Consider the following 12,443-nt stretch of genomic DNA (forward strand, 5'->3'; position numbering starts at 1 on the left):
GGGGAAATAGCGTGATAACGTTAGCAGATACAGCAGCGACAGAAAAGCTAGGAAAAATGATTGGCGCAGCAGCGACACCCAGTGATAATTTGGTGTTGACTGGCGACCTTGGGGCGGGGAAAACGACGTTAACCAAAGGAATCGCTCTCGGATTAGGGATTGATCAGATGATCAAAAGTCCGACATATACGATTATTCGTGAATATCAGCAGGGCAGCCTGCCGCTTTATCATATGGATGTTTATCGCATCGAGTCTGGTGCGGATGATTTAGGTTTGGACGATTATTTTGAAGGGGATGGTCTTTCAGTAATTGAATGGGGGAAACAGTTAGGAGAATACATGCCGGAGGATTATTTAGAATTGATTTTAACTAAAGATGATCAGGATGAAAATTTGCGTCGAGTGAATTTAAACGCAAATGGAAAACAGGCAGAGGATTTCAAAGCTCGAATTTTGGAAGCGTGGTCTGTCAATGAGTGAAGTTGAGATCACCTTACGAGAAGCAGTTCCAGATGATGCTGGAAACTTATTACAGGTTAGTCGAAAAATCGCCGAAGAAACAGATTTTTTGATTATGGATGAAGCAGGACTAGGACTGAACGAAGAGCTATTAAGTCTACAACTTGCGGATCTATATGAGAGTGAGAATAATCTTTTATTGTTAGCACTTGCGGATGAAAAAATTGTCGGTATGGCCTCAGTTAAATCGGCACCAGAATTTACTGTATCGCATATTGGTGAGGTTGGCATCAGTGTGTTAAAAGATTTCTGGGGAATCGGATTAGGAACGGCTTTATTGGATGAAGTGATTTATTGGAGCGAGAACGTGTCACCGCTGCGGCGCTTAGAATTGACTGTTCAAAAAAGAAACGAGCGGGCAATCCATTTGTATCAAAAGTTTGATTTTGTCACCGAAGCAACAATGAAACGGGGAGCACGCGATGCTCAAGGTGAGTTCTTGGATGTCTTATTAATGAGCAAATTAATTAATTAAAAAAGCGAAGCAGAGCGCTTCGCTTACATTGGTAATACTAATTTTTTTAGCGGATCGACACCAAAATGATCCTCTTGATAAAGTAAAATTTTGGCACAGGCTCGACTATCTTCTAAGGCATCATGGTGATGCTCAAGTGGAATCTCCAGTTCCTCACAAACCGTATTTAGTCGATGATTCGGCATTTCTGGAAACAGCCGTCGACTCGTTCGAACGGTACAAAGTGAAAGATACGATGGCTGCTCTATATGGTAATAATCGAGACAGCCAGCTAGAACTTTTGTATCAAAGCCGGCATTGTGAGCGACAATCAAACGGTTGTTTTGATAATAATGCTGAATTTCTTGCCAAACCTCAGGAAATTTTGGTGCATCTTCAACATCTTCAGGATGTATTCCATGGATCTGGATATTTTTCCAGAAAAATTCGGTTTCTGGTTTGATCAGTGAATAATATTCACCGACAATTTGGCTGTTTTTTACCATTACGAGTGCCAGCGAACAAGCGCTATGAGCTTGGTAGTTGGCAGTTTCAAAGTCCATTGCGATAAAATTCAACAGGTTCACCTCTTCGCCATTGTTTTAACATATTTTTTTCAGCGGCGAAAGTCTTGCAGGAAAAGCTTCAAACTTTTTAAAGATTGATATCTAATTCTACTGGGCAATGGTCGCTGCCGATAATTTCGGTATGAATTTTAGCATCTTGTAATTTTTCTTTAAGGTCATCAGAAACGACGAAGTAATCAATCCGCCATCCAGCATTATTTTTGCGAGCGTTGAAGCGATAGCTCCACCAAGAATAGATGCCTTCTTGATTTGGATAAAAATGGCGGAAAGTATCGATATAGCCACTTTCTAATAAGATACTAAATTTTTCCCGTTCTTGCGGAGTAAAGCCGGCATTTTTTTGATTTGTTTTCCAATTTTTTAAATCGATGTTTTCATGAGCAACATTTAGATCGCCGCAGAAAATGACCGGTTTCTGTTCTTTCAATCCATTTAGATAGTTCAAGAAGGCTTCTTCCCAAGTCATACGATAGTCTAAACGTTTCAACTCATTTTGCGAGTTGGGTGTATAGCAGGTAATTACGTAATATTCAGGATATTCCAACGTAATGACACGGCCTTCTTGGTCATGTTCATCTATACCAAGACCATAGATCACATTCATTGGTTCGTGTTTGGTGAAGATAGCAGTACCAGAATAGCCTTTTTTCTCTGCATAGTTCCAATATTCATAATAGCCCGGCAAGTCCATTTCGATCTGTCCGGCTTGTAACTTGGTTTCTTGCAAGCAGAAAAAATCAGCATCTAATTCGTTAAAAACATCCATAAAATTCTTTTTCATCACAGCACGCAGCCCGTTGACGTTCCAAGAAATTAATTTCACAGTTCATTCCTCCATCTATTCAATGATGAGTTAATTGTAACGAAAAAAAGAAAGAAAGCAAAGCTGCAGGTTGCCAGTTCTACTGAACTTGTCTCGCAAGGCTATGTGCAGTAAATAAATCTATTAATATAAAAAAGGAGTCTTACTTATGAAAATCGGAGTTATCGGCATCGGCGGAATCGCACAAAAAGCCTATTTACCAACGTACGCGAAAATGCGTAAAGAAGCGACATTTATTTTTGCGACTCGCACGGAAGAGGTACGTCAAAAAATTGCGGAAGCATACAATTTTGAAAACACCGTTGCAACAATCGATGAGTTATTAGCGGAAAAAATCGATGCATGCTTTATCCATGTGGCAACGAAGGTTCATTTTGAAATTGCTAAGAAATGTTTAGAAGCGGGGGTTGCCGTTTTTATCGATAAGCCTGTTAGCGAGAAATTACAGGAAGTGCAAGAGCTGCAGAAATTGGCGAAGGAAAGAGAGCTTCTGTTCATGGTAGGATTTAATCGGCGATTTGCACCGATGGTCGAACAATTAAAACAGCTTCCCCAAAAGCATATTATTCATTTAGAAAAAAATGAACCAAATCATGCGATGAACACACAGTATGGTATCTACGATTTGTTTATCCATTTGGTAGATACGGCGGTTTACTTATTGGACGATGAGGTCATGAGCGTTCATTCCAAAATTCGTGAAGAGGCTGGACAGATGACCTACGCGCAAATGCAGCTTTCAACTGCGACAGCGGAATGTATCTTGTCGATGGATCTGATGAGCGGCGGAAAAATGGAACGTTATCAAATCAGCTCACCTAAACAAACGATGATTTTAGATCAATTAACAGAATTAAAAATCAAGCGCGGCCAGACTGAAGAGAGTCAACGATTTGGCGATTGGACAACTACTTTGGAGAAACGCGGATTTGAACAATTGGTGATCCATTTTATTGCAGCATTAAAGGGCGAAGAAGTTGATTTGCGTCAAGAGAATGTGTTATTAAGTCATGAGCTGTGTGAGCAAATGCTGCGCCAGCACGTTCGCCATCAGCTATAGGGGGTGGCAAGTTTTTTTGTCGCGTGCTAAAATAGCAAGGATGTTTGAAAAATTTACCCGTTGTGAACGAGAAAGGCTTATCAAAGTGAAAACAATAGACTTAACGAATGCATTACCTAATTTGAAAATCCTTTTGGATGAACCTTTAATGAATTATACTTTTACAAAAACCGGCGGACCTGTAGACGCTCTAGCATTTCCGAAAGATAACGAAGAAGTGAAAGCTTTGGTCGATTATTGTCGAGCGAACGATATTCCATGGATTGTTTTAGGAAACGCCAGCAATCTGATTGTCAAAGATGGCGGAATCCGTGGTGTGGTGATCATGCTGACCGATATGACTACGATTCGTGTGGAAGAAACTACGATTACTGCTCAAGCTGGAGCAAAATTGATCGACACGACATACGTGGCTTTGGATCATTCTTTGACCGGCTTTGAATTTGCTTGCGGCATTCCCGGAAGTATCGGCGGAGCGGTTTTCATGAATGCAGGGGCTTATGACGGACAATTGGAAGATGTCTTTGAGTCCGTGGACGTGTTACTAGCTGACGGAACATTTGAAACTTGGCACAAAGAGCAAATGCATTTTTCTTATCGCCATTCAGCAATTCAAGATCAACCGGCGATCGTACTAAGCGCCAACTTCAAGCTGACACCTGGTGATCATGACCAAATCGAAAAACGCATGACCGAATTAACGGAATTGCGTGAATTGAAACAGCCGCTGGAATATCCTTCTTGTGGAAGTGTCTTTAAACGCCCAGTTGGACATTTTACTGGAAAATTAATCCAAGATGCAGGGTTGCAAGGCTTGATTTGGGGCGGAGCACAAATCTCTGAAAAACATGCTGGTTTCATCGTGAACATCAACGACGCGACAGCGACGGATTATATCGAATTGATCGCTCATATCCAAAAGACGATTAAAGAAAAATTCGATGTGACCTTGGAAACAGAAGTCCGTATCCTTGGCGAAGAACCTAAACAATAAAAAAATGCTAGCTAGAAATCATTTTTGACTTCTAGCTAGCATTTTTCTATTTTTTCATTAATCGTAATAAAACGGCTGATACACCCATTGTTGCTATACCGGCCACGATGGCTTCGACTAAACCACTCCCGAAAATAATGCCTAAGATGACGCCGTAAACGGCATCCGCAGTGACTTGTAAAACATTCGCATAGCTGTCTTTAAAGAAGAAAAAGATTAGGTTCATCACTAAAATCGTATTCGTCAATGAACCAGCTACACCGGCAATGAACAGGCTAACAGGTCGTGCTTTTTCTTTCATCAAGCGGTGAAGTCCTTTATAAACGAAGTAAGGGACAACACCAATTAAAATACGAGGAATAATTGCTACGATGACAGCCCGCCAGTCACCCTGATTCGTCAATGGATTGGCGATAAAAGGCGAAAAGACAAAGGACATCGGCGTGATAATAACCGTTGCTCTGGCTAGACTGATAACGCCAAAGACTGCGCCTAGACCGGCACCGATACGAGGTCCTAATACGATCGATGCAATAATGACTGGGATATGCATCGTTGTCGCATTAATTGGACCAATTGGGATAAAGCCAAGGGGAGTGACCGCTAAGATAATCATGATTGCTAAAAACATCGCGGTCAAAGTAAAGTTTCTTACATTTTTCTCTTTCATTAGTTACTCCTTCAGTGTCGAATTTACAATATGAACGATTTCAGAAATATCTGCTAAAGCCCCGCGCCCATAATCGCCGCAAGCCAACAAAGCCTCTCTTGGCTCAATTTCTTGATAGCCGACTTCTTTTAGTGTCGCTAGATTTCGTTGAACGATTGGATTTTGATACATATAAGTATTCATTGCTGGTGCGATAATTTTTGGTGTATCAGGCAGCAACGCTAGAGCTACCGTTGACAATAGATCATCTGCGATGCCATTAGCTAATTTTCCGATGATATTTGCAGATGCAGGCGCAACTAAAAATAGATCAGCTGCTTTTGCTAGTGCAATGTGATTAATCAAGGCCGCATCGGGTTCTTCCATTACATCAAGATGAACAAGGCGATGTGACAATGATTGAATCGTTAAGGGTGTAATAAATTCTGTGCTGCTTTTGGTCATTACGACATCTAAGTTATAGCCGAGTTTAGTTAATTGATTGGTAATGTCGGCCGCTTTATAGGCAGAGATACTTCCGCTGACACCTAATAAAATGTTTTTCATTTTACTTCCTCCAGTTTCATGACTTCTTCTTTAATCAGTTCAGCGATTTCCGTTTTTGTGTGTGCTTCTTTGACTTTGTGCTGTTTATTGATGAGGTAGCCATGATGTTTCTCACCGCGAATCTCAGTTAAATCATTGGCTAAGATAAAATCAGCGTGATTCTTTTCGAGACTCGCTTTGGCAACATTGAGTAATTCGATCATCGGTACGTCAACCAATAGTTTAAACCCAACTAAGATCGTTTTGGGTTGCAAATTTTTGATCAAAGAAATAATTTTTGGATTTTTCTTTAAGACAACTACTAAATGATCGGTGTCGGAAGAGATCTTTTTCTCTGTCCGTTCATTAGCAATATCAACTAAAGCTTTCGGCAAATCAGCAGGTTTTTTGGCAATCGCTGATTCTAAATCTTCAAGAGTGACCGAGCTTTCAGGGGTAAAATCACTGACAGCCATGCTGTGAATGACCGCATCATAAGTATTAGTAGTCATTAAATCTTTTAAGGTTCTTTCTAAATCAGCCGTTGAATCAATCAAATGAAAGTGAATCATTTTTCCTTCTGGTTTGACAGCGTTACGGGTGGTGATCAGGTCGATCACTACACCTTCTTTGGCAAAGCTTTCTGCGATCGCCTTGCCTAATTTTCCGCTGGAATGATTGGTAATGGCGCGCACATCATCGATTTTCTCCGAAGTACCGCCTGAAGTAATTAGGATTCTCACTAATTTTTTCCTCCTAAAGCAACAATCGTACGTCCTACATGCTTTCCTGCTAGCAGAGCATCAGCTGTTTCTTGTACTTGCTCTAATTCAATTTGCTGAACTTTGAAGTTGGCTGGCAGAGACCATTCATTTGCCATTTTATTCCAAAGCTTTTGTCGTTGTTCCATCGATGCTTCAACCGAGTCGATACCTAATAAGTTAACGCCACGTAAAATAAAAGGCAAGACCGTTGTATTCAACTTGATTCCGCCGGCATTTCCGCAAAGGGCCAAGCTGCCGCCGTAGTTAACAAAAGGAAGGACTTGAGCAAGCGTATCACCGCCAACAGTATCGACTACATAATCAAAGAGCTGTTTATTTAATGGACGATTCTTCTCGGGAAACAATTCAGCAGGTGAGAGAACAGAAGTCGCGCCTAATTCTTTCAAATAATCGCTTTGATCACTCTTGCGACTTAAAGCAACGATCTCTTTGCAGCCGATTTGTTTGAGAAAGTGCAGAGCAAAACCGCCGACACCGCCAGTTGCACCCGTAACAAGAACTCGACTGTCTTTGTTAAGTCCATGATTTTCCAAAGCATCTACAGATAAAGCGGCTGTAAAGCCGGCAGTTCCGAAAGTCATTGCTTGTTTTGGGGACAAATTTTCTGGGAGTTTAACGACCCAAGAAGCAGGGACCACTTCTAAATCACTCAAACCGCCATCTTGTTTGACACCTAATCCGTAACCAGTCACTAAGATTTGATCATCCACATCATAACGCGCATCTTTCGTAGCGATGATTCTTCCTGACAAGTCGATTCCAGGTGTCATTGGATAATCACGTAATACGCCCGTGTTGGCTTTAGTTGCCAAGGCATCCTTATAATTGATTCCGGAATAACTCACTTCAATCAATACTTCATTTTCTTCAATTTCTGGTTTAGAAAAAGCCTCAATCTCTGTGTGAAGGTTTTCATCATTCATTACACGTAAACGGCGATACTCAGTCATGTTTCATCCTCCTGATTCTCTTTTAATGGTTTGTTTTCGATTGGGACAAATCCCATTTGTATAAAAAGTTTTATATCCTTCTTAAATAGAGTAACCTGTGAGACGTTAGACTCGTAAAATCGGTTACTACTATCTTAGCGAAAATGAAGGAAAAAGCAAATTTCTTTTCTCTTTTATTTCCATAAAACTCTCCTAAGAAAATGGTTTTAAATGCTTGATTTTTAGTAGAAAGTTCGTATACTTGAATAGTGCTATTAAACAATAAGTTTACTATTAGCAAACATTGTGAAAAAGATCAAAGGACTGCGGCTTAGTCCTATTTTCTGAAGAAAATGATTACGAATAGGGAGTGAGACTATGGATATTGGTGAGAAGCTGCGCAACTTACGAATTCAAAAAAATTTAACACAAGAGGAGCTAGGGGAACGAACCGATTTATCCAAGGGATACATCTCTCAATTAGAGCGTGATCTGAGTTCTCCTTCTATGGAGACTTTTTTTGATATTTTAGAAGTTTTAGGTGTTACACCAGCTGAATTTTTTAAGCAAAAGACGAATGATCAAAAAATTGTTTATAAAGAGGAAGACACAACTTTTTACAGCGATGAAGAACACGGCTACCAGATTAAATGGTTGATTCCTGAATCGAACGAAAAGGAAATGGAGCCGATTTTATTGACACTGGATAGAAAAGGCCAGTATAAGCAATTTACGCCTTCATTGTCTGAGACGTTCATTTATGTATTAGAGGGCAAGGTAGCCTTACAGTTCGGTGAAACATTATATGAGGCGGAAAAAGGTGAAAGTATTTATTACGAAGCCAGTAAACCGCATCGGTTACAAAATCAGGCGTCAGGAATCAGTAAAGTTTTGATCGTCGCCACAGAATCTTACTTATAGAAGGACGTGAAGTCATGCCAAACACAATTATCTCTTTTAAAGATGTAATCAAACGATACGACGATGATGATCCCGTATTGAAAAAAATAAATTTTGATATCGAAGAAGGTCGCTTTTATACATTATTAGGACCTTCCGGCTGTGGAAAAACCACGATCCTAAGAATTATTGCCGGTTTTACAGATGTGAGCGAGGGGGATATTTTTTTTGAAGGAAAACGGATGAATGATATTCCTGCTAATAAACGTCAAGTCAATACAGTATTCCAAGATTATGCGCTGTTTCCTCATATGAATGTTTTTGAGAATGTTGCTTTTGGGTTGAAAATCAAAAAGCTGTCAAAAAAGGAAATTGAAAAGAAAGTCCTAGAGGCTTTGAAGCTGGTTCAACTGCCTGGCTATGAGAATCGTGAAATTACCGAAATGTCTGGTGGACAGCGTCAACGGGTTGCGATTGCGCGGGCCATCGTGAATGAACCGAAAATTCTACTATTAGATGAACCATTATCCGCCTTGGATCTAAAATTACGGACAGATATGCAATATGAACTACGTGCCTTGCAAAAACGCTTGGGCATTACCTTTATCTTCGTGACTCATGACCAAGAAGAAGCACTGGCTATGAGTGATGAGATTTTTGTTGTGAACAAGGGGAAGATCGTTCAAAGCGGAACACCTGTTGATATCTATGATGAACCAATCAATCATTTTGTTGCGGACTTTGTTGGTGAGAGCAATATTGTTGCTGGTGAAATGGTAGAAGATAATTTAGTCAAATTTGTCGGGAAAACATTCGAGTGCGTCGATGGCGGGATGCGTCCGAATGAACCGGTCGAAGTTGTTTTGCGGCCGGAAGATTTGACCTTAACGACACCTGAGAATGGAAAATTAGTGGTGACTGTCGATACGCAATTGTTCCGCGGGGTTCACTATGAGATGAACTGTATTGATGCGGACGGCAATGAATGGATGGTTCATTCGACGAGAAAGGCCAAGAAAGGCAGCAAGGTTGGCCTGCATTTTGAACCGGAAGATATCCATGTGATGCGCTTTAATGAAAGTGAAGAAGATTTCGAAGCGCGCTTAGACAGCTACGAAGATTAGGGAGGGAAGTAGACAATGAAAAGTATGCGTCGTTTTTATTCGATCCCTTATTTTTTTTGGTTGTTGTTTTTTGTAATTGCGCCAGTAATGTTGATCGTGTACCAGTCGTTTTTTGACATGCACGGGAATTTTACTTTAATGAATTACCATACTTATTTGACATCAAAAACGTATTTGATGATGACGGTCAATTCCGTGTTGTTTGCTTTTTTGATTACGTTGATGACGCTGTTGATCAGCTATCCGACAGCGTACTTTTTATCTAAACTAAAGCATCGTCAATTGCTGCTGCTACTCGTTGTTTTGCCAACTTGGATCAATCTATTGCTGAAGGCTTACGCGTTTATCGGAATCTTTAGCGCGAATGGTTCGGTCAATGACTTTTTAAGTTTTATTGGAATTGGGCAAAAGCAGCTGTTGTTCACGGATTTTAGTTTTATGTTTGTGGCTGCTTATATCGAGCTGCCGTTTATGATCATGCCGATTTTTAACGCTTTGGAGGAAATCAATCCTTCTTTGATCAGTGCGAGTCGCGATCTGGGGGCGAATAATTTTGATACTTTCCGCCGCGTGATTTTTCCGCTTTCATTGAATGGGGTCAAAAGTGGTGTGCAGGCTGTCTTCATTCCATCACTATCTCTATTCATGTTGACGCGTTTGATCGGCGGAAATCGAGTGATTACCCTAGGAACAGCGATCGAAGAGCACTTCTTAGTCACTCAAAATTGGGGCATGGGTTCTACGATCGGTGTGATTTTGATTGTTGCGATGTTTATCGTAATGATGCTGACTGGTGAAAAACGTAAAGGAGGTCGGGTGAAATGAGAAGAAGGAAATTTTCTTGGTCAACACTCTATTTGATTTTTGTGTTTGTTTTGTTATACATCCCGATTTTTTATTTGATTTTTTACTCCTTTAATCAAGGCGGAAATATGAGTTCTTTCACCGGCTTTACTTGGGAGCATTATCAAAGTCTGTTCTCAGATCGGCGTTTGATCAGTATTGTAGTGCAAACCTTTGTATTAGCTTTTTTGTCAGCGCTGCTGGCGACAGTGATTGGAACTTTTGGCGCGATGGGGATCTATTATACGCGAAAACGCAATTCGCGAAATGTTCTGTTGGGTCTAAACAATATTTTGATGGTATCTCCGGATGTTATTATTGGTGCCAGTTTTTTGATTCTATTTACGATGCTTGGCGGTGTTTTGAAAAACTTCCAGCTGGGCTTTGTTAGTGTTCTTCTTTCGCATATCGCTTTTAGTATCCCAATCGTGGTATTAATGGTACTGCCAAAATTGAAGGAAATGAATGACTCCATGATTGATGCAGCTCGTGATTTGGGTGCCAATAACTTTCAAGTTTTATCGAATATCATATTGCCGTTTTTAACTCCAGGAATTATTGCAGGGTATTTTATGGCCTTTACTTATTCGCTGGATGACTTTGCGGTAACATTTTTCGTAACAGGAAATGGCTTTACGACTCTTTCTGTGGAGATATATTCGCGAGCACGACAAGGAATTAGTTTAGAGATCAATGCGCTATCCACACTTGTCTTTATTTTCTCACTACTATTAGTTGTTGGTTATTACTTTATCAGCCGCGACACGTCGAAAAAGGCTCGGAAACGCAAACGCGAATTTGAGGAGGTGGCAGTACTCAAATGAGAAAATTACAATCACTCTTTATCGGTGTTGTTGCCATCATTCTCCTGCTGAGCTTTATGGTCGTTCGTTTGAACCATTCGTCTAATGCCAGCTCCAAAGTGTTGAATATTTACAATTGGGGGGACTATATTGACCCTGAACTGCTCAAACAATTTGAAAAGGAATATGGCTACAAGGTTAATTACGAAACCTTTGATTCCAACGAAGCGATGGAAGCGAAGATTAAACAAGGCGGAACGGCGTATGATATCGCCATTCCTAGTGAGTACATGATTCAGAAAATGAAGAAAGAGAAGTTGCTGCTTCCTCTGGACCATTCAAAGATTCAAGGTTTAGAAAATATCGATTCTCGTTTTTTAGATTTGGATTTTGATCGTGATAACAACTATTCGATTCCATATTTTTGGGGAACGTTAGGGATTGTTTACAACGATAAGTTCGTCGCTGGTGATAAAATAAAACATTGGGACGATCTATGGCGGCCAGAATTAAAGAATAATATCATGCTGATTGACGGTGCTAGGGAGGTTATGGGACTTTCATTAACAACTTTGGGCTATTCGATCAATAGCAAGGATATGGCACAATTGAATCAAGCCATCAAGAAATTAAGCAGTCTGACTCCAAATGTTAAAGCGATCGTTGCCGATGAAATCAAAATGTATATGGCCAATGAAGAAAGTGCGGTGGCGGTAACTTTTTCTGGTGAGGCCGCGGATATGATGTCGGAGAATGAGCATCTGCATTACGTGATTCCGCCAGAAGGTTCAAATCTGTGGTTTGATAATATCGTGATCCCTAAGACGTCTAAAAATCAAGCAGGAGCTTATGATTTCATCAACTTTATGTTGAAACCAGAAAATGCCAAGCAAAATGCAGAATACATCGGTTATTCCACACCAAACAAAAAGGCGTTGGCGATGCTGCCAAAAAGTATTTCTGGCGATAAGCAGTTTTATCCCGATGATGAAACGATTAGCCATTTGGAAGTGTATAAAGATCTAGGTCCGAAGTATTTGGGGATTTATAATGATCTGTATTTAGAATTTAAGATGTACAGGAAATAATAGGAAAACTCAGTTAAAAAAGGCGTTAAATCAGCAACAAAAAAGAGGAATAAACGGCCTTTTTTACTATCTGTTTTCCAATTTTCTACCAGAGGGAAAATCGCTGTAACTGTTGGGAATAAAGGGCTAGAGGGACTTTTGGTTGTTAATTTTTTTCTTTGGAAATATCTGTTTTGTTTTATGTGATCTACAGAATTGCTCAAATACAGTGTTTTAAAGGAGAAGAAATTACAGTTAGCCACTAACAAAAGTTAAAATTGAATAGGTTTTTTAGAGTACATTCTCTAAAATGGATGTACTCTTTTTATTTTCGTAAAAAGTTTTTAGCTATCTGATT

Annotated in this window: 15 protein-coding genes; 9 read left to right on the forward strand and 6 right to left on the reverse strand. The window is 40.0% G+C overall.

The window, feature by feature from the left end; translation table 11 throughout:
* Positions 1 to 11: 11 nt before the first annotated feature.
* Both tsaE and A5875_RS02310 read left to right on the forward strand, forming a co-directional pair.
* The gene (gene tsaE, locus A5875_RS02305) at positions 12 to 482 is read left to right on the forward strand and encodes a tRNA (adenosine(37)-N6)-threonylcarbamoyltransferase complex ATPase subunit type 1 TsaE (RefSeq protein WP_088932112.1); all 471 of its coding nucleotides are present in this window, start codon (positions 12 to 14) and stop codon (positions 480 to 482) included.
* Positions 475 to 996 carry a GNAT family N-acetyltransferase gene (locus A5875_RS02310; RefSeq protein ID WP_088932113.1) on the forward strand — a complete coding sequence of 174 codons (522 nt, stop codon included), beginning with the start codon at positions 475 to 477 and terminating at the stop codon, positions 994 to 996. The genes tsaE and A5875_RS02310 overlap by 8 nt, the downstream gene beginning before the upstream one ends.
* A gap of 23 nt (positions 997 to 1,019) precedes the next feature.
* Here the strand turns inward: A5875_RS02310 and A5875_RS02315 are convergent, their stop codons facing one another.
* Both A5875_RS02315 and A5875_RS02320 read right to left on the reverse strand, forming a co-directional pair.
* Positions 1,020 to 1,553 carry a 3'-5' exonuclease gene (locus A5875_RS02315; RefSeq protein ID WP_088932114.1) on the reverse strand — a complete coding sequence of 178 codons (534 nt, stop codon included), beginning with the start codon at positions 1,551 to 1,553 and terminating at the stop codon, positions 1,020 to 1,022.
* Positions 1,554 to 1,629: 76 nt separating this feature from the next.
* Positions 1,630 to 2,385, reverse strand: coding sequence for an exodeoxyribonuclease III (locus A5875_RS02320; protein WP_088932115.1), 756 nt, complete (start codon positions 2,383 to 2,385; stop codon positions 1,630 to 1,632).
* A 148-nt stretch (positions 2,386 to 2,533) separates the two neighbouring features.
* On the opposite strand from A5875_RS02320, the gene A5875_RS02325 reads away from it, so the two are divergent.
* Both A5875_RS02325 and murB read left to right on the forward strand, forming a co-directional pair.
* Positions 2,534 to 3,445, forward strand: a complete 912-nt coding sequence (locus A5875_RS02325) for a Gfo/Idh/MocA family protein (protein ID WP_088932116.1) — start codon at positions 2,534 to 2,536, stop codon at positions 3,443 to 3,445.
* Between the two features lie 40 nt (positions 3,446 to 3,485).
* Positions 3,486 to 4,439, forward strand: a complete 954-nt coding sequence (gene murB / locus A5875_RS02330; protein ID WP_277989418.1) for a UDP-N-acetylmuramate dehydrogenase — start codon at positions 3,486 to 3,488, stop codon at positions 4,437 to 4,439.
* Between the two features lie 46 nt (positions 4,440 to 4,485).
* On the opposite strand, the gene A5875_RS02335 is transcribed toward murB, so the two are convergent.
* Genes A5875_RS02335 through A5875_RS02350 form a run of 4 tightly spaced genes read right to left on the reverse strand, consistent with a single transcriptional unit; the run spans position 4,486 to position 7,369 of the window.
* Positions 4,486 to 5,109, reverse strand: coding sequence for an ECF transporter S component (locus A5875_RS02335; RefSeq protein ID WP_088932117.1), 624 nt, complete (start codon positions 5,107 to 5,109; stop codon positions 4,486 to 4,488).
* A gap of 3 nt (positions 5,110 to 5,112) precedes the next feature.
* Positions 5,113 to 5,655, reverse strand: coding sequence for a phosphopantothenoylcysteine decarboxylase (gene coaC / locus A5875_RS02340; RefSeq protein ID WP_088932118.1), 543 nt, complete (start codon positions 5,653 to 5,655; stop codon positions 5,113 to 5,115).
* On the reverse strand, positions 5,652 to 6,377 hold the full coding sequence (locus tag A5875_RS02345) for a phosphopantothenate--cysteine ligase (protein ID WP_088932119.1): 726 nt from the start codon (positions 6,375 to 6,377) through the stop codon (positions 5,652 to 5,654). The genes coaC and A5875_RS02345 overlap by 4 nt, the downstream gene beginning before the upstream one ends.
* Positions 6,377 to 7,369, reverse strand: a complete 993-nt coding sequence (locus A5875_RS02350; protein ID WP_088932120.1) for a YhdH/YhfP family quinone oxidoreductase — start codon at positions 7,367 to 7,369, stop codon at positions 6,377 to 6,379. The genes A5875_RS02345 and A5875_RS02350 overlap by 1 nt, the downstream gene beginning before the upstream one ends.
* A 357-nt stretch (positions 7,370 to 7,726) precedes the next feature.
* On the opposite strand from A5875_RS02350, the gene A5875_RS02355 reads away from it, so the two are divergent.
* From A5875_RS02355 to A5875_RS02375, 5 genes are read left to right on the forward strand one after another with little or no spacing between them, the layout of a single operon-like run.
* The gene (locus tag A5875_RS02355) at positions 7,727 to 8,269 is read left to right on the forward strand and encodes a helix-turn-helix domain-containing protein (RefSeq protein ID WP_088932121.1); all 543 of its coding nucleotides are present in this window, start codon (positions 7,727 to 7,729) and stop codon (positions 8,267 to 8,269) included.
* Between the two features lie 14 nt (positions 8,270 to 8,283).
* Complete coding sequence (locus A5875_RS02360; protein ID WP_088932122.1) at positions 8,284 to 9,372, forward strand: ABC transporter ATP-binding protein; 1,089 nt, start codon at positions 8,284 to 8,286, stop codon at positions 9,370 to 9,372.
* A gap of 15 nt (positions 9,373 to 9,387) precedes the next feature.
* A complete protein-coding gene (locus tag A5875_RS02365) occupies positions 9,388 to 10,197 on the forward strand; it encodes an ABC transporter permease (protein WP_088932123.1) in 810 nt (269 codons plus the stop codon).
* A complete protein-coding gene (locus tag A5875_RS02370) occupies positions 10,194 to 11,039 on the forward strand; it encodes an ABC transporter permease (protein WP_088932124.1) in 846 nt (281 codons plus the stop codon). Before A5875_RS02365 ends, A5875_RS02370 begins: the two co-directional genes overlap by 4 nt.
* Complete coding sequence (locus A5875_RS02375; protein ID WP_088932125.1) at positions 11,036 to 12,106, forward strand: ABC transporter substrate-binding protein; 1,071 nt, start codon at positions 11,036 to 11,038, stop codon at positions 12,104 to 12,106. The genes A5875_RS02370 and A5875_RS02375 overlap by 4 nt, the downstream gene beginning before the upstream one ends.
* The last annotated feature ends 337 nt before the right edge of the window (positions 12,107 to 12,443 follow it).

Origin of the sequence: Enterococcus sp. 3H8_DIV0648, from assembly GCF_002140655.1 — a bacterium.
GTDB classification, from domain to species: domain Bacteria; phylum Bacillota; class Bacilli; order Lactobacillales; family Enterococcaceae; genus Enterococcus_A; species Enterococcus_A hulanensis.

Bases quoted from the DNA above. Each gene is read 5' to 3' on its own strand.
- A5875_RS02325 (WP_088932116.1), top strand. From the start codon at position 2,534: ATGAAAATCGGAGTTATCGGCATCGGCGGAATCGCACAAAAAGCCTAT.
- A5875_RS02370 (WP_088932124.1), top strand. From the start codon at position 10,194: ATGAGAAGAAGGAAATTTTCTTGGTCAACACTCTATTTGATTTTTGTG.
- A5875_RS02355 (WP_088932121.1), top strand. From the start codon at position 7,727: ATGGATATTGGTGAGAAGCTGCGCAACTTACGAATTCAAAAAAATTTA.
- murB (WP_277989418.1), top strand. From the start codon at position 3,486: ATGTTTGAAAAATTTACCCGTTGTGAACGAGAAAGGCTTATCAAAGTG.
- A5875_RS02375 (WP_088932125.1), top strand. From the start codon at position 11,036: ATGAGAAAATTACAATCACTCTTTATCGGTGTTGTTGCCATCATTCTC.
- A5875_RS02350 (WP_088932120.1), bottom strand. From the start codon at position 7,369: ATGACTGAGTATCGCCGTTTACGTGTAATGAATGATGAAAACCTTCAC.
- A5875_RS02335 (WP_088932117.1), bottom strand. From the start codon at position 5,109: ATGAAAGAGAAAAATGTAAGAAACTTTACTTTGACCGCGATGTTTTTA.
- A5875_RS02310 (WP_088932113.1), top strand. From the start codon at position 475: ATGAGTGAAGTTGAGATCACCTTACGAGAAGCAGTTCCAGATGATGCT.
- coaC (WP_088932118.1), bottom strand. From the start codon at position 5,655: ATGAAAAACATTTTATTAGGTGTCAGCGGAAGTATCTCTGCCTATAAA.
- A5875_RS02360 (WP_088932122.1), top strand. From the start codon at position 8,284: ATGCCAAACACAATTATCTCTTTTAAAGATGTAATCAAACGATACGAC.
- A5875_RS02365 (WP_088932123.1), top strand. From the start codon at position 9,388: ATGAAAAGTATGCGTCGTTTTTATTCGATCCCTTATTTTTTTTGGTTG.